This is a genomic window from Streptomyces luteogriseus (assembly GCF_014205055.1).
Classification (GTDB): Bacteria; Actinomycetota; Actinomycetes; order Streptomycetales; family Streptomycetaceae; genus Streptomyces; species Streptomyces luteogriseus.
Genome location: NZ_JACHMS010000001.1, coordinates 1,624,814 through 1,649,202, shown reverse-complemented (window position 1 = coordinate 1,649,202; position 24,389 = coordinate 1,624,814). Strand labels below are relative to the sequence as shown.

The 24,389-nt window shown below is 72.0% G+C and carries 21 protein-coding genes; 12 read left to right on the top strand and 9 right to left on the bottom strand.

Annotation, left to right across the window (positions count from 1 at the left end; translation table 11 throughout):
• Positions 1-175 precede the first annotated feature (175 nt).
• Complete coding sequence (locus BJ965_RS07470; protein ID WP_184907948.1) at positions 176-1,027, bottom strand: (2Fe-2S)-binding protein; 852 nt, start codon at positions 1,025-1,027, stop codon at positions 176-178.
• 176 nt (positions 1,028-1,203) lie between these two features.
• On the opposite strand from BJ965_RS07470, the gene BJ965_RS07465 reads away from it, so the two are divergent.
• The gene (locus BJ965_RS07465) at positions 1,204-2,040 is read left to right on the top strand and encodes a GntR family transcriptional regulator (protein WP_313666749.1); all 837 of its coding nucleotides are present in this window, start codon (positions 1,204-1,206) and stop codon (positions 2,038-2,040) included.
• A 355-nt stretch (positions 2,041-2,395) separates the two neighbouring features.
• On the opposite strand, the gene BJ965_RS07460 is transcribed toward BJ965_RS07465, so the two are convergent.
• Positions 2,396-3,163: a hypothetical protein gene (locus tag BJ965_RS07460; RefSeq protein WP_221513064.1), complete on the bottom strand. Its 768-nt coding sequence runs from the start codon at positions 3,161-3,163 to the stop codon at positions 2,396-2,398.
• A gap of 165 nt (positions 3,164-3,328) precedes the next feature.
• Entirely contained in the window at positions 3,329-5,002 is a 1,674-nt protein-coding gene (locus BJ965_RS07455; protein ID WP_184907946.1) for a PucR family transcriptional regulator, read from the bottom strand.
• 306 nt (positions 5,003-5,308) lie between these two features.
• On the opposite strand from BJ965_RS07455, the gene BJ965_RS07450 reads away from it, so the two are divergent.
• The 5 genes from BJ965_RS07450 to BJ965_RS07430 all read left to right on the top strand — a co-directional run bounded on the left by BJ965_RS07450 (position 5,309) and on the right by BJ965_RS07430 (position 11,939).
• Positions 5,309-6,199, top strand: coding sequence for an FAD binding domain-containing protein (locus BJ965_RS07450; protein ID WP_184907945.1), 891 nt, complete (start codon positions 5,309-5,311; stop codon positions 6,197-6,199).
• Entirely contained in the window at positions 6,199-6,780 is a 582-nt protein-coding gene (locus tag BJ965_RS07445; protein ID WP_184907944.1) for a (2Fe-2S)-binding protein, read from the top strand. Before BJ965_RS07450 ends, BJ965_RS07445 begins: the two co-directional genes overlap by 1 nt.
• 2 nt (positions 6,781-6,782) lie before the next feature.
• Positions 6,783-9,182, top strand: a complete 2,400-nt coding sequence (locus BJ965_RS07440) for a xanthine dehydrogenase family protein molybdopterin-binding subunit (protein ID WP_184907943.1) — start codon at positions 6,783-6,785, stop codon at positions 9,180-9,182.
• 110 nt (positions 9,183-9,292) lie between these two features.
• Positions 9,293-10,750, top strand: a complete 1,458-nt coding sequence (locus tag BJ965_RS07435) for an NCS2 family permease (protein ID WP_184907942.1) — start codon at positions 9,293-9,295, stop codon at positions 10,748-10,750.
• A gap of 37 nt (positions 10,751-10,787) precedes the next feature.
• Positions 10,788-11,939, top strand: a complete 1,152-nt coding sequence (locus tag BJ965_RS07430) for an XdhC family protein (RefSeq protein WP_184907941.1) — start codon at positions 10,788-10,790, stop codon at positions 11,937-11,939.
• A 35-nt stretch (positions 11,940-11,974) separates the two neighbouring features.
• Here the strand turns inward: BJ965_RS07430 and BJ965_RS07425 are convergent, their stop codons facing one another.
• Entirely contained in the window at positions 11,975-12,415 is a 441-nt protein-coding gene (locus tag BJ965_RS07425; protein WP_184907940.1) for an SRPBCC family protein, read from the bottom strand.
• A gap of 28 nt (positions 12,416-12,443) precedes the next feature.
• Positions 12,444-13,232: a polysaccharide deacetylase family protein gene (locus BJ965_RS07420; protein ID WP_246545857.1), complete on the bottom strand. Its 789-nt coding sequence runs from the start codon at positions 13,230-13,232 to the stop codon at positions 12,444-12,446.
• Between the two features lie 145 nt (positions 13,233-13,377).
• Between BJ965_RS07420 and BJ965_RS07415 the strand changes: the two genes are divergently transcribed.
• Positions 13,378-14,379: a glycosyltransferase family 2 protein gene (locus BJ965_RS07415; protein ID WP_184907939.1), complete on the top strand. Its 1,002-nt coding sequence runs from the start codon at positions 13,378-13,380 to the stop codon at positions 14,377-14,379.
• Positions 14,376-14,960 carry an HAD-IIIA family hydrolase gene (locus BJ965_RS07410; protein WP_184907938.1) on the top strand — a complete coding sequence of 195 codons (585 nt, stop codon included), beginning with the start codon at positions 14,376-14,378 and terminating at the stop codon, positions 14,958-14,960. Before BJ965_RS07415 ends, BJ965_RS07410 begins: the two co-directional genes overlap by 4 nt.
• A gap of 8 nt (positions 14,961-14,968) precedes the next feature.
• Here the strand turns inward: BJ965_RS07410 and BJ965_RS07405 are convergent, their stop codons facing one another.
• The 3 genes from BJ965_RS07405 to BJ965_RS07395 form a co-directional block, all read right to left on the bottom strand.
• A complete protein-coding gene (locus tag BJ965_RS07405; protein WP_184907937.1) occupies positions 14,969-15,289 on the bottom strand; it encodes a DUF3040 domain-containing protein in 321 nt (106 codons plus the stop codon).
• A gap of 104 nt (positions 15,290-15,393) precedes the next feature.
• Positions 15,394-16,320, bottom strand: a complete 927-nt coding sequence (locus BJ965_RS07400) for a polysaccharide pyruvyl transferase family protein (RefSeq protein ID WP_184907936.1) — start codon at positions 16,318-16,320, stop codon at positions 15,394-15,396.
• Between the two features lie 61 nt (positions 16,321-16,381).
• The gene (locus BJ965_RS07395; protein ID WP_184907935.1) at positions 16,382-17,815 is read right to left on the bottom strand and encodes a family 43 glycosylhydrolase; all 1,434 of its coding nucleotides are present in this window, start codon (positions 17,813-17,815) and stop codon (positions 16,382-16,384) included.
• Between the two features lie 206 nt (positions 17,816-18,021).
• On the opposite strand from BJ965_RS07395, the gene BJ965_RS07390 reads away from it, so the two are divergent.
• Positions 18,022-18,924 (top strand): helix-turn-helix domain-containing protein, encoded by a 903-nt coding sequence (locus tag BJ965_RS07390; protein ID WP_184907934.1) that lies wholly within the window; start codon positions 18,022-18,024, stop codon positions 18,922-18,924.
• Positions 18,925-18,928: 4 nt separating this feature from the next.
• Positions 18,929-19,411: a VOC family protein gene (locus BJ965_RS07385; RefSeq protein WP_184907933.1), complete on the top strand. Its 483-nt coding sequence runs from the start codon at positions 18,929-18,931 to the stop codon at positions 19,409-19,411.
• A gap of 9 nt (positions 19,412-19,420) precedes the next feature.
• On the opposite strand, the gene BJ965_RS07380 is transcribed toward BJ965_RS07385, so the two are convergent.
• Positions 19,421-20,950 (bottom strand): MFS transporter, encoded by a 1,530-nt coding sequence (locus BJ965_RS07380; RefSeq protein ID WP_184916902.1) that lies wholly within the window; start codon positions 20,948-20,950, stop codon positions 19,421-19,423.
• A 300-nt stretch (positions 20,951-21,250) separates the two neighbouring features.
• On the opposite strand from BJ965_RS07380, the gene BJ965_RS07375 reads away from it, so the two are divergent.
• Positions 21,251-22,807, top strand: a complete 1,557-nt coding sequence (locus BJ965_RS07375) for a Re/Si-specific NAD(P)(+) transhydrogenase subunit alpha (RefSeq protein WP_184907932.1) — start codon at positions 21,251-21,253, stop codon at positions 22,805-22,807.
• A gap of 6 nt (positions 22,808-22,813) precedes the next feature.
• Positions 22,814-24,247: a Re/Si-specific NAD(P)(+) transhydrogenase subunit beta gene (gene pntB / locus BJ965_RS07370; RefSeq protein WP_184907931.1), complete on the top strand. Its 1,434-nt coding sequence runs from the start codon at positions 22,814-22,816 to the stop codon at positions 24,245-24,247.
• Positions 24,248-24,389: the final 142 nt, after the last annotated feature.

Below are 24,389 nucleotides of genomic sequence, written 5' to 3'. Positions count from 1 at the left end.
TCGAACTGCCGCGTGAGGGGCGGGAGTTGAGTTCGAACAAGACTACCCGTACGAGTGGTTCCCCGGAAAGTTCCCGTCACGCGTGAGGATCATGTGAATCGCCTGCGGGCGTGCGGGTGTCCGGTTTCGCGATGATCTTACGGGGCAGCGGGAGGGGATTCGGCCCCGCGGGAGCTCAACTGGCCGTGGCCAGCAGCTTGGTGACGCGTTCCGAGTCGCAGGTGCGGGGGCAGGTGGCGCAGGTGTCCTCGGGGCGGAGTGTGTAGAACATGCAGCAGCTCGCGCGGTCCCGGGTGAGCAGCGGCTCGCCGCCGGGGCCGGTCAGCTCCCGGAATGCCGCCGTGCCGACGTACGGCTTGGTCGCACCCGGCAGCAGTAGCTCCAGCTCGCGCATCGCGCGCCGTTCCTCGATCTCGCCGAGCAGCTGGGCGACGTACCAGACCCCTTCGACGATCTCGTCGGTCGCCATACCCCACAGGGCGCGGCCGCGCCGCCGCATCCGGGGGCCGAAACCGGTCAGTACCGGCTCCAGGTGCTCGGCCACCGCCGCCCGCACCTCCGCGCGCAGGGCCTCCTCGTCGGGGACGACCCGGGCGCCGGGCAGTGCGGCCGCCTCGTCGCCGGGCAGGCAGGCGAAGCCGGCGGGGCGGACGGCCATGCGTCCGAGGGCGTGGTCCGGGGCGGTGCGGTCGTACGAGACGTGCGTCACGGGGTAGCGGGGGACCCGGCGGTGCAGGAACCACGGCACGGTGATCAGGAGGCACGCGGGCCAGGCGTAACGGTGCAGGCCGAAGGTGGCGACGACGTCGGGGCGGGCCTGGCGGCCGTAGTCCCGTTCGATCTGGTCCACGTCCCACGCGAGGAAGCGGTCCAGGGCGGGGCCCGCGGCCGCGAGGTCGGCGGCCGTGGTCCAGCCGCCGCCGTACGGGGTCTCCTCGTGAGCGCTCAGTTCGGTGACCGCCAGTCCCGGGAGAACCTCGGCCAGACGGGTGTAGGCGCCGGAGACGGCCGAAACGGGCGCAGGCATGTGATCACCGATCCGTCGGGTGAAACGGGGCTCTTGAAGGTAAGCCTAACCTTACTCAAGATCTCCGGAAGTTGAACGGGGATTTGAACTGGGGGCCGGGGCGCTTATGGTGCTTGACGGACGAGTAACAACCCGCCGTAATGACCCCAAGTACCGATACGTCCGGAGGAGGACCCGTGAGGCAGGGAGCGCAGGGCTCCGCGGGCACGGGTGATCCGTGGGCGGCGGTGGGTGCGGTGATGGGTGCGGGTGCGGCGGCGGGTGTGCCGTCCGGGCAGGCGTCGGCGCCTGCCCGGGTGCCGCAGCAGGGCGGGGCGGTGCGGGGGGAGCACACGCACAGTGAGCCGCCGCTCCCCGTCGCTCCCCGGCCCCGGCCGGTGGTTCAGCGGGCCTCGGTGCGGGGGCAGATCCTGGACGCGCTGCGGGCCGCGCTGGTGGCGGGGGATCTACGGCCCGGGGAGGTGTACTCGGCGCCGGTGCTGGGCGAGCGGTTCGGGGTCTCGGCGACGCCGGTCCGGGAGGCCATGCAGCAACTGGCCCTCGAGGGGGCCGTCGAGGTCGTGCCGAACCGTGGGTTCCGGGTGGTCGAGCGGGGTGTGCGGGAACTGGCGGAGCTGGCCGAGGTCCGGGCGCTGATCGAGGTCCCGGTGATGCTCCGGCTGGCCCGTACCGTGCCTGCCGAGCGCTGGGCCGAGCTGCGGCCTCTCGCCGAGGCGACGGTCCGCGCGGCGTCCTCCGGCTGCCGCGCGACCTACGCGGAGTCCGACCGGGGGTTCCACCGGGCCGTGCTGTCCCTCTCGGGCAACGAGCAGCTGGTCCAGATCGCGGAGGACCTGCATCGCAGGGCGCAGTGGCCGCTGGTCGGGGGAGGGCCGGGGGGCCGGGGGCGAGCCGATCTGGTGGCGGACGCGCACGAGCACACGGCGTTGCTGGACGCGCTGGTCGCACGGGACCTTGATGTGGTGCGGGCGCTGGTGGGCGAGCACTTCGCGGGGGCGGCTGCGGCGGGCTGAGTGACGCGCCTGCGCCTTCTCGCCGGGTGTGGGTCGGGGCCGCGCCGGGGGGTGTCCGTCCTCGGAACGGCGCGATGGGGTTGCGTACCGACTAACCGTCCGTTGACGCGCCAACCGCTGCGGGCGGACACCCCCCGACACGGCCCCTTGCGTGGTCCGGCGGGTGCGGGCCGGCCCAGCCGCGGGCATGCGCAGCCGCCTAGCTGCGGGCACCCGTGCCGCCAGGGGCGGCACGGGTGGGCGCAGCGGCACCCCGTTCCGCCGGGCTGCGAACCGACCCGGCCTCAGCACCGAGCAGCGGCACCATTCGACGCCGGGTCGCGGACCCACCCGCCCCCAGCCCCGGCGCCGAGTGTCAAGCCGTCGCAGCCGGCGGAACCGGCGGAGCCAACTGGCGGGACAGCCACGTCGGTACGCCCCCGAGCAGCCGGAACAACCGCCGGGCCTCCTCCCGCAACCGGGACGCCTCCGGCTCCGTCTCCGTGTCGGCCAGGGACACCAGGGCCGGGGCCGTGCCGACGAGATAGCCCAGTTCCTCCCGGATCCGCAGCGACTCCGCGAAACCGTGCCGCGCTTCCGCCAACTCCCCTTCCCGCAGAGCGAGTCCAGCGAGATGACGCCACGTGAAGGACAGCAGCAGCGGGTCGGAGTGCGCCGTCGCGCCCGCGTGGGCCCGGCGGTACGCGGCCCGCGCGGCCTGGGGCGCGCTCGTCAGGTTCTCCGCCAGGAGCCCGCGCCGGAAGTCCAGCAGAGCCCGCGCCGGAGCCCCCGGAGGGACCAGCGCCGCCGCCCGCCCGAGCGCGGCCCGCGCCTCGTCGGCCCGGTCCCGCACCGCGAGCAGTGTCGCCGCGTAGGCCAAGTAACCGCGTTCACAAGCGGCCGCGCCGCGTTCGTCGTCGCTGTGGGCCATCGCCTCGGCCGTGCGCAGCGCGTCCTCGGCCTCCTCCCAGCCCTGCTCGGTGTACAGACACCGTTCCACCAGCAACGACGCGCGTTGGAGCGCCGCCGCCGGTGTGGCCGGCAGCAGCAGGGCGGCCGCGTCGGCCCAGCATCCGCGGGAGCGCAGCCGCCATACCGCGGTCTGGAGGGGATCGTCACCGGCGGTCGTTCCGTTACCAGACATGGCGGTATGCGCCACGTTGCCCTCCCCGAGCACGCCATCGAGCTGTTGAGTGGTGGCGGCATCTCAGCACGAATCGGCGGGCCGGGCCAAGGGGGTGGGTGAAGGATTTCACAAAGTCGTGGGACTCGGGGGTGCCCCGGGTTTGCCGCCGGGACACCCCGCGTATCAGCTCATGCGCAGTGCCAGGAAGAAATCCAGCTTGTCCTCGAGCCGCGACAGATCACGACTCGTCAACTGCTCGATCCGGCCGATCCGATAGCGCAGCGTGTTGACGTGCAGGTGCAGACGGGTGGCGCAGCGGGTCCAGGAACCGTCGCAGTCGAGGAAGGCCTCCAGGGTGGGGATCAGCTCGGCGCGGTGGCGGCGGTCGTAGTCGCGCAGGGGGTCCAGGAGGCGGGCCGTGAAGGCCCGGCGGACGTCGTCCGGGACGAAGGGCAGCAGCAGGACGTGCGAGGCCAGCTCCTGGTGGCCGGCCGCGCAGACCCGGCCGGGGCGGGCCGCGGCGACGCGCCGGGCGTGGCGGGCCTCCTCCAGCGCGCCCCGCAGGCCTTCCGCCGAGTGGACGGCCGCACTGACGCCGAGGGTGAGGCGGCCGTCGTCGTTCAGGCCGGCCGTGAGCGGCTCCCGTACCGACGCCAGGAGCGCGTCCGCGAGGACACCCGTCTCCGAGCCGTCGTGCTCGGCGGAGACGGCCGGGAGGGGCATCAGGGCGATGGCCTCGCCGCCCGTGTGGGCCACGGCGATGCGGTCGGAGTGCTCCGGCCCGGCGACCGCGGGGTCGACGAGGACCTCCTCCAGCAGGGCCTGCGCCACCGGGCCGGCCTCGATCTCCTCGCCCTCCCAGTCGACGCGGGCCACCACCACCTGCCAGTGCGGCGCGGCGCCCAGGCCGGGCAGCAGCACCGGTGCGGCCACGCGCAGCCGGGCGGCGATCTCGGCGGGGGCAGCGCCCGTCTGCACCAGTTCCAGGACCTCCTGGGCCAGGCGGCGGCGGACCGTGCGGGCCGCGTCGCGGCGGTCCCGCTCGACCGCGATCAGCTGGGTGACGCCGTAGAGCAGGTCCAGGCGCTCCTCGGGCCAGTCTCCGGCGTCCGCCTCCACGGCCAGCAGCCAGTCCGACAGGACGGTTTCGCGGACGTCCCGGGCCGGCTGCGGGGAGCGGCCCGTGGAGCGCACCGGGAACAGGGAGTACGTCGTGGCGTCCAGGGTGACGCGGTGGGGGCCTCGGCGGCCCGTGCGGGTGGCGGCCAGATGTTCCCCGGCGAGCCGGGCGCAGGCCTCGGCCGGCAGGGCGGGTCCCGCCGTCTTCGAGCCGGCGATCGGGCGACCGGTGGGGGAGAGGACCCAGGCCCGCAGGTCCAGGTCCGTGCCGAGCAGGTCCAGGACCACGTCCGGGCCGCCGCCCGCCGGACCCGAGGTCATCATCCGGCGGTGGCGGTCGACGACCGCCGCGAGATCGCCCGCGCGCTCGCCGGACACCTGCCGTACGACGTGCTCGGTGATGGTCGCGAACGCCACCGACTCGTGCACCGCGAAGAGCGGCAGGTGGTGCCGGGCGCAGGCCACGACCAGGTCCTCGGGGACGTCCCCCAGCTCGGCCTCGCCCGCGGCGAGGGCCGTCACGCCCGCCTGCACCAGGATCCGGACGAAAGGCTCCGAGTCGTCGGCGTCCCGGCGCCAGGCCAGGCCCGTGAGCACCAGTTCGCCGCCGGCGAGGTAGCGGCTGGGGTCGCGCAGGTCGGTGGTCATCACACCCCGAACGGTGCGGTCCAGCTCGTCCTCACCGCCGAGCAGCTTGAGGCCCAGCGCGTCGGTGTCCAGCAGTGCGCGCAGCCGCATTCTCGTCGCCGCCGTTCTTTGTCTCGAAATCAAACCCTGCCCGGGCTGTGTCCCAGGTCACGCGACCGTGTCGCGCGTTTCCACAGGAGAACGAGGAGGTTTCTGAGGACCTCCGTTCATACGAATCTACAAGATGCCTGTCCTGGCCAGCCAACTCCTTCATGGTTTCCGTGACTGACTCGGTCGGCGCAGCGCGCTGTGTACTGAGGCCACTACGCGTAAACAGCACATGAACGAGCCGGGACCGCCGCACACGGATTGGCTCAATCTGAACGCCCCACGAGAAGACGAAGAAGAGAGCCGGTCATGGACTTCCTTCGCCCCGCCAGCTGGGAGGAGGCGCTCGCCGCGAAAGCCGAGCACCCCACAGCTGTGCCGATTGCGGGTGGCACCGACGTGATGGTCGAGATCAACTTCGACCACCGCCGGCCCGAGTACCTCCTGGACCTGAACCGCGTCGGCGACCTCTCCGAGTGGGAGGTCGGCGAGGACAGCGTGCGGCTGGGTGCCTCCGTGCCGTACACGAAGATCATGGAGAACCTGCGCGCCGAGCTGCCGGGTCTCGCCCTCGCCTCGCACACGGTCGCCTCCCCGCAGATCCGCAACCGCGGCGGCGTCGGCGGCAACCTCGGCACCGCCTCCCCGGCCGGTGACGCCCACCCCGCCCTGCTCGCCGCGGGCGCCGAGGTGGAGGTCGAGTCGGTGCGCGGCTCGCGTCGCATCCCGATCGACGCGTTCTACACGGGCGTGAAGCGCAACGCGCTAGCCGCCGACGAGCTGATCCGCGCCGTGCACGTGAAGAAGGCCGACGGACCGCAGCAGTTCTCCAAGGTGGGCACCAGGAACGCGATGGTCATCGCCGTGTGCGCCTTCGGGCTCGCGCTGCACCCCGAGACGCGGACCGTGCGGACGGGGATCGGCTCGGCCGCCCCGACACCCGTCCGGGCCAAGGCCGCCGAGGAGTTCCTGAACGCCGCGCTGGAGGAGGGCGGCTTCTGGGACAACGGGAAGATCATCACTCCGTCGGTCGCCAAGCAGTTCGCGGACCTGTGCTCCGCCGCCTGCAACCCGATCGACGACGTCCGGGGCACCGCGAGCTACCGCCGCCACGCGGTCGGCGTCATGGCCCGCCGCACCCTGACCTGGACCTGGGAGTCCTACCGCGGCACCCGCCGCCTCACCGAGGGAGCTGCGTGATGCGTGTCAACTTCACGGTCAACGGCCGTCCGCAGGAAGCCGACGACGTGTGGGAGGGCGAGTCCCTGCTGTACGTGCTGAGGGAGCGGCTCGGCCTGCCGGGTTCGAAGAACGCCTGCGAGCAGGGCGAATGCGGCTCCTGCACGGTCCGCCTGGACGGTGTGCCGGTGTGCTCGTGCCTGGTCGCCGCCGGGCAGGTGGAGGGCCGCGAGGTCGTCACCGTCGAGGGGCTCGCCGACTTCGCCAAGCAGCGCGCCGAGGGCGGCTGCGCCTCCGGTGCCTGCGGTACGTCCCTGCAGAACGCCCAGCAGTGGGAGGCCAAGGGCAGCGACTCGCACACCGGCGAGGGCACCGAGCTCTCCCCGGTCCAGCAGGCGTTCATCGACGCCGGCGCCGTGCAGTGCGGCTTCTGCACCCCCGGTCTGCTGGTCGCCGCCGACGAGATGCTGGAGCGCAACCCGACCCCGACCGACGCGGACATCCGCGAGGCGCTGTCGGGCAACCTGTGCCGCTGCACCGGCTACGAGAAGATCATGGACGCGGTCCGCCTCGCGGCCGCCCGGCAGGGAGAGGCGGTCTGATCATGGCTTCCCCCAGTGGCACCCCCACGAAGATCACCCAGGGATCCCAGACCAAGGGCGGCATCGGCGAGTCGACGCTCCGCCCCGACGGCACCCTCAAGGTCACCGGCGAGTTCGCGTACTCGTCCGACATGTGGCACGAGGACATGCTGTGGGGGCAGATCCTCCGCTCGACCGTCGCGCACGCCGAGATCGTGTCCATCGACACGGGCGAGGCCCTGGCCATGCCGGGCGTCTACGCCGTGCTGACGTACGACGACCTGCCCACCGACGTGAAGAACTACGGGCTGGAGATCCAGGACACCCCGGTCCTCGCCCACGGCAAGGTCCGCCACCACGGCGAGCCGGTCGCCCTGGTCGCCGCCGACCACCCGGAGACCGCGCGCCGGGCCGCCGCGAAGATCAAGGTCGACTACCGCGAACTGCCCGTCATCACCGACGAGGCCTCCGCGACAGCTCCGGACGCGCTCCTCGTCCACGAGAACCGCGACGACCACCACGCCGGCCACGTCCCGCACCCCAACATCGTGCACCGCCAGCCGATCGTCCGCGGTGACGTGGCGGCCGCCCGCGAGCGGGCCGACGTGATCGTCACGGGCGAGTACACCTTCGGCATGCAGGACCAGGCCTTCCTCGGCCCCGAGTCCGGCCTCGCCGTGCCGGAGGAGGACGGCGGCGTCCACCTCTACATCGCCACTCAGTGGCTGCACAGCGACCTGCGCCAGATCGCCCCCGTGCTCGGCCTGCCCGAGGACAAGGTGCGGATGACGCTCTCCGGCGTCGGCGGCGCCTTCGGCGGCCGCGAGGACCTGTCGATGCAGATCCACGCCTGCCTGCTGGCCCTGCGCACCGGCAAGCCCGTCAAGATCGTCTACAACCGGTTCGAGTCGTTCTTCGGCCACGTCCACCGCCACCCCGCGAAGCTGTACTACGAGCACGGGGCCACCAAGGACGGCAAGCTCACCCACCTGAAGTGCCGGATGGTCCTGGACGGCGGCGCCTACGCCTCCGCCTCCCCGGCGGTCGTCGGCAACGCCTCCTCCCTGTCCGTCGGCCCGTACGTGGTCGAGGACGTGGACATCGAGGCCATCGCCCTCTACACCAACAACCCGCCCTGCGGCGCCATGCGAGGCTTCGGCGCGGTCCAGGCGTGCTTCGCCTACGAGGCGCAGATGGACAAGCTCGCCGCGAAGCTCGGCATGGACCCGGTGGAGTTCCGCCGGCTCAACGCCATGGAGCAGGGCACGCTCCTGCCGACCGGGCAGCCCGTCGACTCCCCGGCCCCCGTCGCCGAACTGCTGCGCCGCGTCAAGGCGATGCCCATGCCGCCGGAGCGCCAGTGGGAGTCCAGCGAGGGCGCCGACGTACGGCAGCTGCCCGGCGGCCTGTCCAACACCACGCACGGCGAAGGCGTCGTACGCGGGGTCGGCTACGCGGTCGGCATCAAGAACGTGGGCTTCTCCGAGGGGTTCGACGACTACTCCACCGCCAAGGTGCGCATGGAGGTCGTCGGCGGCGAGCCCGTCGCCACCGTGCACACCGCCATGGCGGAGGTCGGCCAGGGCGGCGTCACCGTCCACGCGCAGATCGCCCGCACCGAGCTGGGCGTCACGCAGGTGACGATCCACCCGGCCGACACCCAGGTGGGCAGCGCCGGTTCGACGTCGGCCTCCCGGCAGACCTACGTCACCGGCGGCGCGGTGAAGAACTCCTGCGAGCTGGTCCGCGAGAAGGTCCTGGAGATCGGGCGCCGCAAGTTCGGCTCCTACCACCCGGCCTGGGCGACGGCCGAACTGCTCCTGGAGGGCGGCAAGGTCGTCACCGACGGCGGTGAGGTCCTGTCCGACCTGGCCGACGTCCTGGAGGGCGAGACCGTGGAGGTCGAGGCGGAGTGGCGGCACCGGCCGACCGAGCCCTTCGACCTGCGTACCGGCCAGGGCAACGGGCACGTCCAGTACTCCTTCGCCGCGCACCGGGCCGTCGTCGAGGTCGACACCGAGCTCGGCCTGGTCAAGGTCATCGAGCTGGCCTGCGCCCAGGACGTCGGCAAGGCGCTCAACCCGCTGTCGGTGCTCGGCCAGATCCAGGGCGGCACCACCCAGGGCCTGGGCGTGGCGGTCATGGAGGAGATCGTCGTCGACCCGAAGACGGCGAAGGTCAAGAACCCCTCCTTCACCGACTACCTGATCCCGACCATCCTCGACACGCCGACCATCCCGGTCGACGTCCTCGAACTCGCCGACGAGCACGCCCCGTACGGGCTGCGCGGCGTCGGCGAGGCACCGACCCTGTCGTCCACCCCGGCCGTCCTCGCGGCGATCCGGAACGCGACCGGGCTCGAGCTGAACCGGACTCCGGTGAGGCCCGAGCACCTGACGGGCACCCAGCTCACCGAGGGCTGAGCAGTCACGTCCCCCTGGGGGTTTCGTCCCCCAGGGTCCCTTGTTCGTCTCGGGCCGTCCCCCGGGTCGTGAACATCCCAACCCCCTTTGAAACTTGGGAGACGGCACCCATGACCCAGCAGTCCACCGAGCCGAGGACCACAGCCGACGACGCGGGTGAAGGCACCCGCGTCCCGGCCGGGCGGTCCTGGCTCGACCGGTACTTCCACATATCCCACAGAGGGTCCACGGTCGCCCGTGAAGTGCGCGGCGGCATCACGACCTTCATGGCGATGGCGTACATCCTCCTGCTCAACCCCCTGATCCTGTCCGGCAAGGACGCGGCCGGGGCCACCCTCGCCCAGCCGGCCCTCATCACCGCGACCGCGTTCGCGGCGGCCTTCACCACCCTGCTGATGGGCTTCGTCGGCAAGGTCCCCCTGGCCCTCGCCGCCGGCCTGTCCGTCTCCGGAGTCCTCGCCTCCCAGGTCGCACCCGAGATGACCTGGCCGCAGGCGATGGGCATGTGCGTGATGTACGGCGTGATCATCATGCTCCTGGTCGTCACCGGCCTGCGCGAGATGATCATGAACGCGATCCCGCTCGCCCTCAAGCACGGCATCACGATGGGCATCGGCCTGTTCATCGCCCTCATCGGCTTCTACAAGTCGGGCTTCGTCCACCAGGGCAAGGCCACGCCCCTCGCGCTCGGCCCGGCGGGCGAACTGGCCGGCTGGCCCGTGCTGCTGTTCGCCGGGACCCTGCTGCTGATCTTCATGCTCCAGGCCCGGAACATCCCGGGCGCCATCCTCATCGGCATCGTCAGCGGCACGGTCGTCGCGGCGGTCCTGAACGCCGCCGGCGTCGTCGACCCCGAGCAGTGGACGGGCGGCGCACCCGAACTGCACGGCAGTGCCGTCTCCATGCCGGACTTCTCGCTCTTCGGGGACGTGCGGTTCGGCGGCTGGGGCGAGGTCGGCGCGATGACGGTCGGGATGATCGTCTTCACGCTGGTGCTCGCCGGGTTCTTCGACGCGATGGCCACCATCATCGGCGTCGGCACCGAGGCCGAACTCGCCGATGACAAGGGCCGTATGCCGGGCCTTTCCAAGGCGCTGTTCATCGACGGGGCCGGCGGCGCGATCGGAGGCGTGTCCGGCGGTTCCGGCCAGACGGTGTTCATCGAGTCGGCCACGGGGGTCGGCGAGGGCGCCCGCACGGGCCTGGCCTCCGTGGTCACCGGCCTGTTCTTCGCGGCCTGCCTGTTCTTCACCCCGCTCACGGCGATCGTGCCGCAGGAGGTCGCGTCCGCCGCCCTCGTCGTCATCGGCGCCATGATGCTGATGAACGCCCGGCACGTGGACTGGGCCGACCGGGCCACCGCCATCCCGGTGTTCCTCACGGTCGTACTGATGCCGTTCACGTACACCATCACCACCGGTGTCGCCGCGGGCGTCATCTCCTACGTCGCCATCAAGACCGCCCAGGGCAAGTGGCGCGAGATCGGCACCTTCATGTGGATCCTCACGGCGGTGTTCCTCGTCTACTTCGCCCTCAACCCGATCGAGAGCTGGCTGGGCGTCCACTGACGTCCCGCCCGCCGCAACCCCGAGGAGACCGAGACAGATGCTGGACATCGCCGAGGAGCTGAACCGGTGGGTCGAGCAGGGCCGTGACTTCGCCGTGGCCACCGTGGTGGCAGTCGGCGGCAGCGCGCCCCGCCAACCCGGCGCCGCGCTCGCGGTGGACACCGAGGGCACGGCGATCGGCTCGGTCTCCGGCGGCTGCGTGGAGGGCGCCGTCTACGAACTGTGCGAACAGGCGCTGCGCGACGGCGAAACCGTCCTGGAGCGCTTCGGATACAGCGACGACGACGCCTTCGCCGTGGGCCTGACCTGCGGCGGCGTCATCGACATCCTGGTCACGCCGGTACGGGCCGCCGATCCGGTCCGCCCGGTCGTCAGGGCCGCGCTCACCGCCGCCGCACTGGGGGAGGCGGCGGCGGTGGCGCGGATCGTCTCGGGCCCGCGTGAACTGACGGGCCGGGCCCTCGTGGTCCGCCCCGACGGCTCCCGCGAGGGCGGCTTCGGCGCCCATCCGGAACTGGACCGCACCGTCGCCGCCGAGGCCGGCGCCTTCCTCGGCGCCGGCCGCACCGGGACTCTGGAGATCGGCGAGCAGGGTTCTCGCTGCGGAGCGCCCCTCACAGTCCTGGTCGAGTCCTCGGTCCCGGCACCCCGCATGATCGTCTTCGGGGCGATCGACTTCGCCTCCGCCCTGGTCCGCATGGGCAAGTTCCTCGGCTACCACGTCACCGTGTGCGACGCCCGCCCCGTCTTCGCGACCCGGCCGCGCTTCCCGGACGCCGACGAGATCGTCGTCGACTGGCCCCACCGCTACCTGGAAAGCACGGACGTCGACACCCGTACGGTCGTGTGCGTCCTCACCCACGACGCCAAGTTCGACGTGCCCCTGCTGAAGCTGGCACTGCGGCTGCCGGTGGCGTACGTCGGCGCCATGGGTTCCCGGCGCACCCACCTGGACCGCAACACCCGCCTGCGTGAAGTGGGCGTCACCGAGATGGAGTTGAGTCGGCTGCACTCGCCGATCGGCCTGGATCTCGGGGCACGTACGCCCGAGGAGACGGCCCTGTCGATCGCGGCGGAGATCGTCGCCGGGAAGCGGGGCGGCAGCGGGGTCCCGCTGACCGGGGCGCACACGCCGATCCACCACGAGCCGGAGTCGAAGACAGTCGGGCGGATCGGTTCGGTCGCCTGAGGCCCCGTCGGGAACCGTCCCGCCGGGGCGGCTCGTCAGGCCTGTCTGAGCAGGCGGTTCAGGGCCCGGCCGAAAACGTACCGCGACGAGCGCAGCACCAGGCCGTCGAAGAGCGACGGCAGGAACCGGATCCGGATCTCCTCCCGCCAGATCACCCGCGTACGGCCCCCCGGACCCGGCCGCACTTCGAGTTCGGCCCAACCGAGCACCACACGGCCCCGCTTCTCCAGCCGGCACATCCCCGCGGCCCCGTCCTGCGGCGGCTGCCACACCGTGACCTCCATCGGGTCGTCGAAGGCCAGCGGCCCGGCGCCCGAGCGGGCCACGACGAGTGTGCCCTCGCGCGTCGGCCCGGGCGGTACCACCCCGACCGCCGTCAACGGCACCGCATCACCGTGCCGCGGCCACCGTGTGATCCGCCGCCACGCCTCGTCGAGGGGGAGCGGGACGGTGCGTTCGAGCAGGAAGTTCGCCACCCCCCGATCGTAGGGAACCGGCGGGGAGTTATCGGTACACCTCGCCCGGCTCCGCCTTGCCGGGCGCGAGCAGTTGGGGCACCGTCACGAAGACGTAGCCGCGTTCCTTCAGCGCGTCGATGATCCCGGGCACCGCCGGCACCGTTCCGTCGTAGAGGTCGTGGAGGAGGATGATCCCGTCCCGGGAGGACTGGGCGAGGACCCGGCGGGTGATCAGGTCGGAGTCGGTCGTCTGGTAGTCCTTGGCCGTCACGCTCCACAGGACCTCGGAGAGGCCCAGTTCGCGGCTGATGGCGTGCACGGTGTCGTCGGTGCGGCCCTGCGGCGGGCGCATCAGGGTCGGGCGCCGGCCGATGAGGCGCTCTATCTCCTCGTTGGGGCGTTCCAGCTCCTCGCGTATCTCCTCGGGTCCGAGCGTGGTGAGGATCTTGTGGTCCCAGGTGTGGCTGGCCACTTCGTGGCCCTCGTCGGCCATGCGCCGCACCAGCTCCGGGTACTTCTCGATGTGCCGCTTGCCGAGGAGGAAGAAGGTCGCCGGGACCTGCTTCTCCTTCAGGATGTCCAGCAGCCGCGCGGAGTGCTCGCTGGGCCCGGCGTCGAAGGTGAGTGCGATGCACTTGACCTCGCGGCAGTCGACGGCGCCGAAGCGGACCGTCTCGATGTCCGTGGCCGGGCGGGCCCGTACGGCGGCGGGAGCCGTGGTGTCGGCCCCGGTGCAGCCGCTCAGGGCGAGGGTGAGGGCGGCGGTCGCCGCGAGCGTTCCGGCCGTTCGGAACGCGGTCCCCGTTTTCTTCATCTTCTGGGTCAGAGAAGGCATGCCGGGACTATACATCGCGTGTATACGCGTGATTTATAGTCGCCGAAGCGTGCCCCGGCGGCCCGGCCCGGTGTTTGAGGGAGCCGTACCGCGGCACTCGCCAGCACGGTATTTCGCCTGTGCCGCCGGAGGGAGGGCCGCCCGTATGACCCCGTACGCCGTCGTGATCCCCACCCTCGCCTCGGACACCCTCGCCGACTGTCTCGCTGCCCTCGCCGCCGCGACCGGACCGCGCCCCGAGGAGATCGTCCTCGTAGACGACCGGACCGAGCGCGAACCCGGCCCGCTGCAGCACCCGTTGAGCGTCCTCGGCGACCTGCGGGAGCGGACCACCGTGCTGGGCGGCGGCGGTCGTGGGCCCGCCGCCGCCCGCAACACCGGGCTGCGCGCCGTGCACACGCCGTGGACCGTGTTCCTCGACGACGACGTCCAGGTGGGCGCCCGCTGGTGCGAGCAGCTCGCCGAGGACCTCGCCGAGGCCTCCCACGACACCGCCGGCATCCAGGGCGTCCTCGCCGTGCCGCTGCCCGGCGAACGCCGCCCCACCGACTGGGAACGCGGCACCGCGGGACTCGTCCGCGCCCACTGGGTCACCGCCGACATGGCCTACCGCACGGAGGTCCTCAAGCAGGTCGGTGGCTTCGACGAACGCTTCCAGCGCGCCTTCCGGGAGGACGCCGACCTCGCGCTGCGCGTCCTCGACTCGGGCTGGCGCATCCGGCAGGGCCGCCGCACCACCCGGCACCCCGTGCGCTCAGCCTCCCGCTGGGCGTCCGTGCGCCAGCAGCGCGGCAACGCCGACGACGCCCTCATGCGGCATCTGCACGGCCCCGACTGGTGGCACAAGGCCGTCGCACCGCGCGGCCGGATCCGCACCCACGCCGCCATCACGACCGCCGGGGTCGCCGCCTGCGCCCTCGCCGCCACCGGACACGGCCGGGCGGCGACCGCCTGCGCGCTCGGCTGGGCGGCCGGCACCGCGGAGTTCGCCCGCGCCCGGATCGCCCCCGGCCCGCGCACCCGCCACGAGGTCGCGACGATGGTGGCGACCAGCGTGCTCATCCCGCCCACCGCGACCTGGCACCGGCTGGCGGGTGCCTGGCGCCACCGTCACACCCCCGCCTGGCAGGAGGAGGCCACCCCGTGAGCCCGGTGAAAGCCGTGCTGTTCGACCGCGACGGCACGCTCGTCGAGGACGTCCCGAACAACGCCGACCCCGACCGCGTCCGCCCCGTCGAGGGGGCCCGCGAGGCGCTCGACCTGCTGCGCGGGCGCGGCATCCGCACCGGCGTCGTCACCGACCAGCCCGGTGTCGCGGACGGACTGCTCACCGACGCCGACGTTCGCCGCGTCAACCACCGCGTCGACGAACTCCTCGGCCCGTTCGACGTGTTCGCGGTCTGCCCGCACGGCCCCGACGACGGGTGCCACTGCCGCCGGCCCCAGCCCGGCATGCTGCTCTGGGCGGGGGGCCGGATCTGCACCGGGCCCGCCGAACTCGTCGTCATCGGCTCCACCGCCGCCGGCGCGCGGGCCGCGCACCGGGCCGGCGCCCACGGCATCCTCGTCCCGAACGGGCACACCCGCCCCGAGGAGACCGCCCGGGCCGACCACGTCGCCCCGGACCTGCTCACCGCCGTCCGCGCGGTGCTGGACGGACCGCCGAAGGGCCGTGTCCTCGCCGACGAGCGCCCCATCCAGGAGGCGTTCACGGCCGACCCGGAGTGAAGGGTGGCTCAGCTTCCGCACCACCGGCACATCAGCCGGAAGGAGGCGAACATCGTCAGGGGCCATATCGCGGCGAACGCCCAGATCACACCCGGCTCGGACGTGACGATCCCGGCCACCATCAGCCCGGCCGACACCGCGACCAGGAACGCCACGGTCCAGACACGGGGTCGGTAGGCGGCCAGACGGGCCAGGACGCCGGCGGGGTCGGGGCGGCGGCGCACTCGATGGGTGCGCAGCTTGCGGTCCAGACGACGGTCGCGGCGCAGTGCGCGTTCCATCTCGTCGAGGATGCGCTGCTCGTTCTCGGGAAGTCTGCCGATGGACACGCTCTCTCCTTCCGGACAGCCGGACCGTCTCTCCTTCGGGGAGACGTACGGCGGGGGAAGCACGGCGGGGAACGTACAAGCGGGTGCCCCGTGGCACCCCCGGGCTAACCGGGAACCGGCCGCGCCAGCGCCTCGACGAGCCGGTCCGCGCTGTCCGGCACGGTGCCCTCGCGGAACCCGTCGCGGATCTGCCGTGCGGTCACCCGGCCGCCGGTCAGGCACCAGTCCCACCAGCGGTCCAACTGCCGCACGTCCAGCCGCTCGGCGGGCACCAGCGCGGGCCAGCCGCAGGCACGGGCCTGTGCGGTCAGCTTGGCGCCGCCGGCGACCGGGTCGACGGCCAGCACCGGTGTGCCGACCCGCAGCGCGATCACCAGCCCGTGCAGCCGGTCGGTGACGACGAGGTCCAGCCGAGCCAGCACGGACTGCAGCTGCGCGGGCGTCGCGCTCAGATGCCAGTCGTGCGTGTCCAGCCGGGTCTCCAGCTCCAGGCGGCCGCAGTCCTTCGCGGCCAGCCAGCGCGTCACCTCCTCGGCGACCTGCCCGTGCCGCCGCAGCTGCCCGTACTCGTGCTGCCCGTGCGCGAGGATCACCCCGACGACGGGCCGTGCCGGTACGTCCGGGGCGCGGGCCGCGAGGTCCTCCACCGGCTCACTGTCCGGCCCGTCCCGGGGCAGCACCCGATGGAAGCCGGTCACGGCGGGACTGCCGGGGTCGATGACCGAGGTGCCCACGGCGATCCGCACGCAGTGCGCGAACCGCCGGTGCAGCTCCTCCACCTGCGGCCCGTGCAGCGGGCCGCACACGAACACCAGGTGGGTGTAGTCCTCGGGCCACAGCCGGTCCAGATGCAGCGCCTCCGGACGGAAACGGGGACTCCAGGCGACGTCGTAGGGGATGCCCGTCCCCCGCATGACGTCCTCCACCCGGCGCAGGGCCAGCACGTCCCCGGCGGTCGCCTCCCTGTCCCGGAAGCTGAACCACCCGGTGAGCAGCACCCTGCGCGGTCGCTTGCCCTGTTGTGTGTGCACATGCCCTGAGTGCCCGCCCCTGGGAAAGACATTCAGGGCATTACACGCATATACGGTGCCGTCACTGGGTGTAGAAGGTGGCGTCCGCCCGGTCGGTGGCGGTGCTCACCGCCTGCACGTTCAGCAGGTACTCCCAGTGGCGGACGTATCGCCCCGGGTAGTTGGAGGACTCGTACGACACACCGGCCGGGTCCGCGAGTCCGGCGCGCTGCCGGAAGGCCGCGTCGGACGCGAACTGCGTGCTGCCGTCGTTCTTCTCCAGCCACACCTCGAAGTTCTTGTGCCGCAGGTAGTAGCCGGGGAAATTGGCCGACTCCAGGGAGACGGTCCCGCTGCCGGTGAGGCCCGGCACGACGCGGAACTGCGAGTCGGCGAGCTTGGTGACGTCGGCCTCGATCCGCGCCCGGTAGTCGTAGTGGCGCACGAAGCGGTCCGGGACGTTGTACGAGGAGAAGCGCTGCGGGGTGACCCCGTCCGCCACGGGGATCCCGAAGTTCGGGGTGCCGTCGGCGTTCCAGTACACTTTCTGCACGCGGGTGCGGCGGTTGGGGTCGTTGAGCGGGTCGCCGCTGATGTCCTTGTAGCTGCGGTCGTGGTAGACGAGGATGTCGCTCTTGCCGTCCTCGGAGACGGTGAAGGAGTTGTGGCCCGGACCGTATTGACCGGTCGCGGCGCTGCTCGTGAAGACCGGGGTGGCGCTCTTGCTCCACGACGCCTGGCTGAGCAGGTTCGCGCTCGCGGAGGCGGTGAGCATGCCCAGGCAGTAGTTGGCGTCGGTGGCGCTCGCGGAGTACGTCAGGAACACCTTGCCGCCGTGCTGGATGACGGCCGGGCCCTCGTTGACCTTGTAGCCGACGGTCTCCCAGGAGTAGGTGGGCCGCGACAGCAGCACCGGAGCGCCGGTGATCGTCCAGGGATTGGCCATCTTCGCGAGGTAGACGTCGGTGTTGTTGTTCACCGACGGGTCGCGCTGCGCCCAGGCCAGGTAGCGCACGCCGTTCACGGTGAACGTCGTCGCGTCCAGCGAGAAACTCTCCCACTGGGTCTTGATCTGGCCCTTCTCGGTCCAGGTGGCGGTGAGCGGGTTGGCGCCCGTGCCCTCCAGGACGTACATCCGGATCGCCCACACGTCGCCGGTGGCGCCGGCCGCGAAGTACACGTACCACTTGCCGTCGATGAAGTGGATCTCCGGCGCCCAGATGTGGGCGCCCATCACACCGCTGGCGTGCTTGGTCCAGATGGTCGTCTCGGGGGCCGTCTTCAGCCCCTGGATCGTGGTCGCCCGGCGCAGCACGATGCGGTCGTACTCGGGGACGGTCGCGGTGAAGTAGTAGTAGCCGTCGGTGTGTTTGACGATGTGCGGGTCGGCCCGCTTCTCCGCGATCGGGTTGGTGTGGACGGCGGCGGGGGAGTCGGGCACGGCGGCCTGGGCGGGCGCGCCCGCCAGGCAGGGCGCGAGGGTGACGAGGACGGCCAGGAGCAGCCGTACGGCCATGGGTCTCAAGGGAGTTCTCCGGAGGACGGGGTGCGGTGTACGTGCTCGGGCTGTCCGGTATTCCGAACGACGTTCGGGAAACCGGCCATGAAGTCGGTCAGAAGATAAGGGGGGCGCAGACCCCCGTCAACGGATCGCACAGGCCGGACAGGAGGTGAAGCGCGGGGACTTCCTCGGGGATCGGGGTCCGGCCGTAGGGTGGACGTATGGCGCGTACGGCGGAGGAAGCACCCGTCGGGCTGGTGGTCCGGCCGTCGCTGCCCGCGCTCGCGCCCTTGATCGGTGCGATGGGCTACACCGAGGGACGGTTCGCGCACTCCGCCGAGCTGGCCCTGCCGACGGGCGCGGCGCAACTGCTGGTGAACCTCGACGAGGACGCCCTGTCCACGTCGCCGCCGGGGGGTGCGGACCGGCGTACCCGGGGCGCGGCCGTGCACGGGCCCTTCTCGGAGCCGGCCGTGATCGACCCGGCGCAGCAGCGGGCCGTCCTGTGGGTGGCGTTCCGTCCCGCGGGCGCCCGCCCCTTCCTCACCGTCCCGGTCTCCGCCCTCCGCGACGAACTCGTGGACCTCGGCGAACTGTGGGGCACGGACGGTGCGGTGCTGCGCGAGCGGCTGCTGGAAGCCGTCGCCGCACAGGGCCCGCGGGCCGGGCTGCGGGTGCTGGAGACGGCCCTGACGGGGCGCGTGACAGGCCCCCCGGCGCCCGACCCGGGGGTCCGTCTCGCCGCGGCCCTGCTCGACCGGGGCACACCCGTCGGCGAGGTCGCCGACCGGCTCGGCTGGACGACCGGACGGCTGGCGCGCCGATGCACCGAACACCTGGGGTTCACACCCAAGCGGTACGCGCGCATCCGGCGCTTCCAGCGGCTGCTGCACCGTGTGAACGCCGGACACGGGCCAGCGGACTGGGCGGCCCTCGCCGCGGACTGCGGCTACCACGACCAGGCCCATCTGATCCACGAGTTCCGCGCCCTCGCCGGCCTCACCCCGACCGCGTACGCGCCGCGCACGCCCCTCGAACGCAACCACGTACCGCTCGGCGATCGACGGAATCCGCCCGGTCGGCGATTTTCTACAATCCACGCCGCCCGGGACCCGCGATCGTGAAGACATGACGAACGCACCCGGCGAACCCGGCACACCGCACGCCACCGGCCACCCCGCCGTCACCCGCCTCTACGCCCGCCTCGTGGTCTCCGACGGAGCCCGGGCCATCGACTTCTACCGGGCGACCCTCGGCGCCGAGGAGATCGAGCGGTACACCGGCCCCGACGGCACGATCGTGCACGCGATGCTGCGACTCGGCGGCGCCGCGATCGCGGTCAAGGAGGCCGACACCGGCGACCCGGCGCCCACGTCCCTCGGCGGCAGCCCCGTGATCATGGCGCTCGACGTGCCCGACGCCGACGCCGTGGCCGAGGCCATGCTGCGGGGCGGGGCGACGGTGGTGTACCCGGTCGCCGACCAGCACTACGGGCAGCGCGGGGGCCGCCTCGCCGACCCGTTCGGCCATCTCTGGATGATCTCCCAGACCATCGAGGACCTGACGCCCGAGCAGATCCAGGAACGGACGACGGACCTGTTTACGTCCTGACGGGCTTCGTCAGCGGGCCTGCGCCGCCGGTTCCTCCACCTTCGCGTTCGCGTCCACCGTGCCGCCCGGGTGCCGCAGGGCGCACAGGAAGGCGATGCCCAGCGCGATGGCCATGCCGTAGAACACCCACTGGTTGGCCTCCGCGAAGTCCATGCGGATCGCCGACATCGCGTCCCGGGTCGCCTCGGCGGCGGGGCCGGTGCCGGTGGGCGGCCGGGCGTCGCCGTTGCCCGTGACCGATTCGGTGACGTCGCGCGCCGTGCTCTCCGCCGTCCCGGCGGGCACGCCGCGGGACTCCAGGGTGCCCGTGACGTTGTCGGTCGTGACGTGCGTCAGGATCGTGCCGTAGATCGCCATGCCCACGCTGGCCGCGAAGTTGCGCACGGTCTGGGTGATGCCGGTGACCTCGCCGTAGGAGGCGCCGATGGCCCGGTTCACGGCGTCCGTCGACGCCGGCGCCAGGATGAAACCGATACCGGCCCCGGCGAGCGCCGCGTAGAGCCACTGGTCGTGCATGGTCAGGTTGGTGAGTTCGCCCGCCCAGAGCGCGAATCCGACGGCGCCCACCACCCCGCCCATTTTCAGCGCGGGCCTGGCGCCCTTCTTGTCGAGGATCCGGCCGCCCCACTGGGAGGCGATCGCGAAGCCCACGAAGATGTACAGCAGGAACAGCGCCGCCTGGTTCGGCGAGGCGCTCAGCGACACCTGGGCGTAGACGGAGGCGAAGAAGAACAGCGGGACGAACGCGAGCATCGCGAAGAACAACACCAGCGCGTCCACGCTGAACGCCTTGTCGCGGAAGACCCGCAGATCGATCAGCGGATGCTCCACCCCGCGCTCGAAACGCACGAACCCGGCCAGCACCGCCAGGCCGCCCACGATGCACACCCAGGTCGCCCAGCTGTCCCAGCCCCAGGAGAACGCCTGCTGGAAGCCGAGGACGCTCAGGCCCATGCCGATCGCGATGAGGACGGCACCCGGCACGTCCAGCGTGCCGGACCGCCGCCGGTCGGAGATGTGCGCCAGCGCCGTGAGGACCAGCGCGACGATCGCCACGGGCACGTTGACCCAGAAAACGGCGCGCCAGGTCCAGTTCGTCAGCCAGCCGCCCAGCAGCGGGCCGACGGCGGTCAGCGCGCCCGTGACCCCGAAGAACAGGGCGAGGGCACGCCCGCGCCGCTCGACCGGGAACACCGCCACCACCACGGCCAGCGCCGCGGGGAACAGCAGCGCCGCCCCGAGTCCCTGGGTGGCGCGGAAGATGATCAGCCAGGCCTGTGCGGCACCGCCTACGGGGACGCAACCGCACAGCACCGACGAGACGACGAACACCACCGTGCCGATGACGACGACCCGGCGCGGCCCGTAGAGGTCCGCGAGACGGCCGCCGAGGGCGAAGAAGGCGGCGAGGGCCAGCAGGTAGGCGTTGACCACCCACTGCATGCCCGAGGACGACAGCCCCAGTTCGCGGACGATGTCCGGGGCCGCGATCGACACGATGGTCTGGTCGATGAAGGTCATGGCGACGGCGAACATCATCGCCGCCAGCGCGACGGTCTGGTGAGGCGCGGATCGGGAGGGGGTCGCGGCCTGGCCGCGCCCCGGGCGCGTGCTAGTCACGACAACAGTCTGCTCCCGGCAGTGTCGCGTCGCATCACAGGACTCTTTTCGCCCCGCGCGGCACACTGATACCCCCGAACACGTCGTTCGGCAACCCCTCGGCGGTGTGAGGACGACCTCCTCGGCCATGTGACCACGGCCCGCCACGGATGCCGCGTCGAACGTGCAGGATGCGGGCACCAAGGAGGACAGGCAGTCGAACGACGGGAGAAGCAGACGATGGTCCCAGCGGAACCGCAACCCCAGGGGATCGGCATACCGGCCGAATCCACTGCGGGCGAGACCAGGGTGGCGGCGACGCCGGCCACCGTGGGGAGACTCGTCGCGCTCGGGTACGACGTGACGGTCGAACCGGGAGCGGGAGCCTCGTCCCGCTTCTCCGACGCGGCCTACGAGGAGGCGGGAGCCCGGCTCGGCGACCCGTGGCAGGCGGAGATCGTGCTGAAGGTCAACGCCCCCTCGAGCGAGGAGATCGGCCGGCTGCGCGACGGGGCGACACTGATCGCGCTGATCAGCCCCGCCCTCAACCCCGAACTGGTCGAGGAGCTGGCGGGGCGTCCGATCACCGTGCTCGCCATGGACGCCGTACCGCGCATCTCGCGCGCCCAGTCCCTGGACGTGCTCAGCTCGATGGCGAACATCGCCGGATACCGGGCCGTGGTCGAGGCGGCACACGCCTTCGGCCGGTTCTTCACCGGCCAGGTCACCGCCGCCGGCAAGGTGCCGCCCGCCAAGGTGCTGGTGGCCGGGGCCGGAGTGGCCGGGCTCGCGGCGATCGGCGCGGCCCGCAGTCTCGGCGCCGTCGTCCGCGCCACCGACCCGCGGCCCGAAGTGGCCGAGCAGGTGCGCTCCCTGGGCGGGGAGTTCCTGTCCGTGACCGCCGAGCAGGAGGTGAGCACCGACGGCTACGCCAAGGCCACCTCGGACGACTACAACCGGCTCGCCGCGCAGCTGTACGCCGAGCAGGCCGCCGACGTCGACATCATCATCACCACCGCGCTCATCCCGGGCCGCCCGGCGCCGCGGCTGATCACCGCCGAGGACGTCGCGCACATGAAGCCCGGCAGCGTGATCGTCGACATGGCGGCCTCCCAGGGCGGCAACGTCGAGGGCACGGTCGCCGGTAAGGCCGTCGTCACCGACAACGACGTGACGATCATCGGCTACACCGACCTGCCCGGCCGGCTCCCCGCCCAGGCCTCGCAGTTGTACGGCACGAACATCGTCAACCTGCTGAAGCTGCTCACGCCCGGCAAGGACGGCCGGCTCGTCCTCGACTTCGACGACGTGGTGCAGCGCTCGATCACCGTGGTCCGCGAGGGCGAGAAGACCTGGCCGCCGCCCCCCGTCCAGGTGTCCGCCGCACCCGCACCCGTCGCGGCGAAGGAGCCTGAACCCGCCCCCGCCGAGACACCGGCGAAGTCCGCCCGCCCGGCCTGGTCCTCCTACGCCCTGGTGGGCGTGGGAGCGCTCGCGCTGTTCCTGGTGACGGCCCTCTCCCCGAGCGAACTCCTCGGCCACTTCACGGTGTTCGTCCTGGCGATCGTGATCGGCTTCTACGTCATCGGCAATGTGCACCACGCGCTGCACACCCCGCTGATGTCGGTCACCAACGCCATCTCCGGCATCGTCGTGGTCGGTGCGCTGCTGCAGATCGGGCAGGGCGACACCGCCGTCACCGTGCTGTCGTTCGCCGCGATCCTGCTGGCGAGCATCAACATCTTCGGCGGATTCGCCGTGACCCGCCGCATGCTCGGCATGTTCTCGAAGGGCTGATCAGGGATGACCACAGACACGGCCGCCCAGGCCGCCTACGTCGTCGCGGCGCTGCTGTTCATCCTCAGCCTCGCCGGACTCTCCCAGCACAAGACGTCCCGTTCGGGAGTCGTCTGGGGCATCGCGGGCATGGTCGTCGCCCTGGCCGCCACTGTCGGGCTCGCCTCCCGCAGCATCACCGCGAGCGGGCTCGTGCTGATCGTCGTCGCCACCGCTCTCGGCGCGGGCATCGGCCTGTGGCGGGCCCGGGTGGTGGAGATGACCGGCATGCCGGAGCTGATCGCCATCATGCACAGCCTCGTGGGCCTCGCCGCCGCGTTCGTCGGCTGGAACGGCTACCTCGACGTCGACGCCGAGCTGTCCGGTTCGCTGCTGGGCATCCATCACGCCGAGGTGTTCATCGGGGTGTTCATCGGCGCCGTCACCTTCACCGGTTCCGTCGTCGCCTACCTGAAGCTGTCGGCGCGCATCAACTCCCGCCCGCTGACACTGCCGGGCAAGCACATTCTCAACATCGGCGCGCTCGTGGCCTTCGTGGGGCTCACGGTGGCGTTCGTCGTGCGCCCCGGCATGGGCCTGCTCATCGCGGTGACCGTGATCGCGCTCGCTCTCGGCGCGCACCTGGTCGCCTCCATCGGCGGCGGTGACATGCCGGTGGTCGTCTCCATGCTCAACAGCTACTCCGGCTGGGCGGCGGCGGCTTCGGGCTTCCTGCTCGCCAACAACCTGCTGATCGTCACCGGCGCGCTGGTCGGTTCCTCCGGTGCCTACCTGTCGTACATCATGTGCAAGGCGATGAACCGCTCCTTCATCTCGGTGATCGCGGGCGGTTTCGGCACCCCGGCGGCGTCCGCCGACGACGACGAGCAGGGCGAGCACCGGGAGATCAACGCCGAGGAGACCGCGGAACTCCTCGGCAACGCCACCTCGGTCATCATCACGCCGGGCTACGGCATGGCCGTCGCCCAGGCCCAGTACCCCGTCGCCGAACTGGCGCGCAAGCTGCGCGACCGGGGCGTGGAGGTGCGCTTCGGCATCCACCCCGTCGCGGGCCGGCTGCCCGGGCACATGAACGTGCTGCTCGCCGAGGCCAACGTGCCCTACGACATCGTCCTGGAGATGGACGAGATCAACGACGACTTCGCCGCCACCTCGGTCGTCCTGGTCATCGGCGCCAACGACACGGTCAACCCGGCCGCGACCGACAACCCCTCCAGCCCCATCGCCGGGATGCCGGTCCTGCACGTGTGGGAGGCGGCCAACGTGATCGTCTTCAAGCGGTCCATGGCCGCCGGCTACGCGGGCGTGCAGAACCCGCTGTTCTTCCGCGAGAACACGCAGATGCTGTTCGGCGACGCCAGGCAGCGCGTGGAGGACATCCTGCGCGGCCTGGACTCCCTGGACGCACCGGTCCGGGAGATGGCCGGCACGACACGCTGAGCCCGGTGCCCCGCCGGTACGGGCCGGCGGGGCACCGGCCGTCCGGGGGTGCGGTCGGCTCGGTACCGGCGTTGACTGGTAGGAGAGGGATCAGACAACGCCTGGCACGCGGCGGAACGACGCAGCCGCGCTGCGACACCGG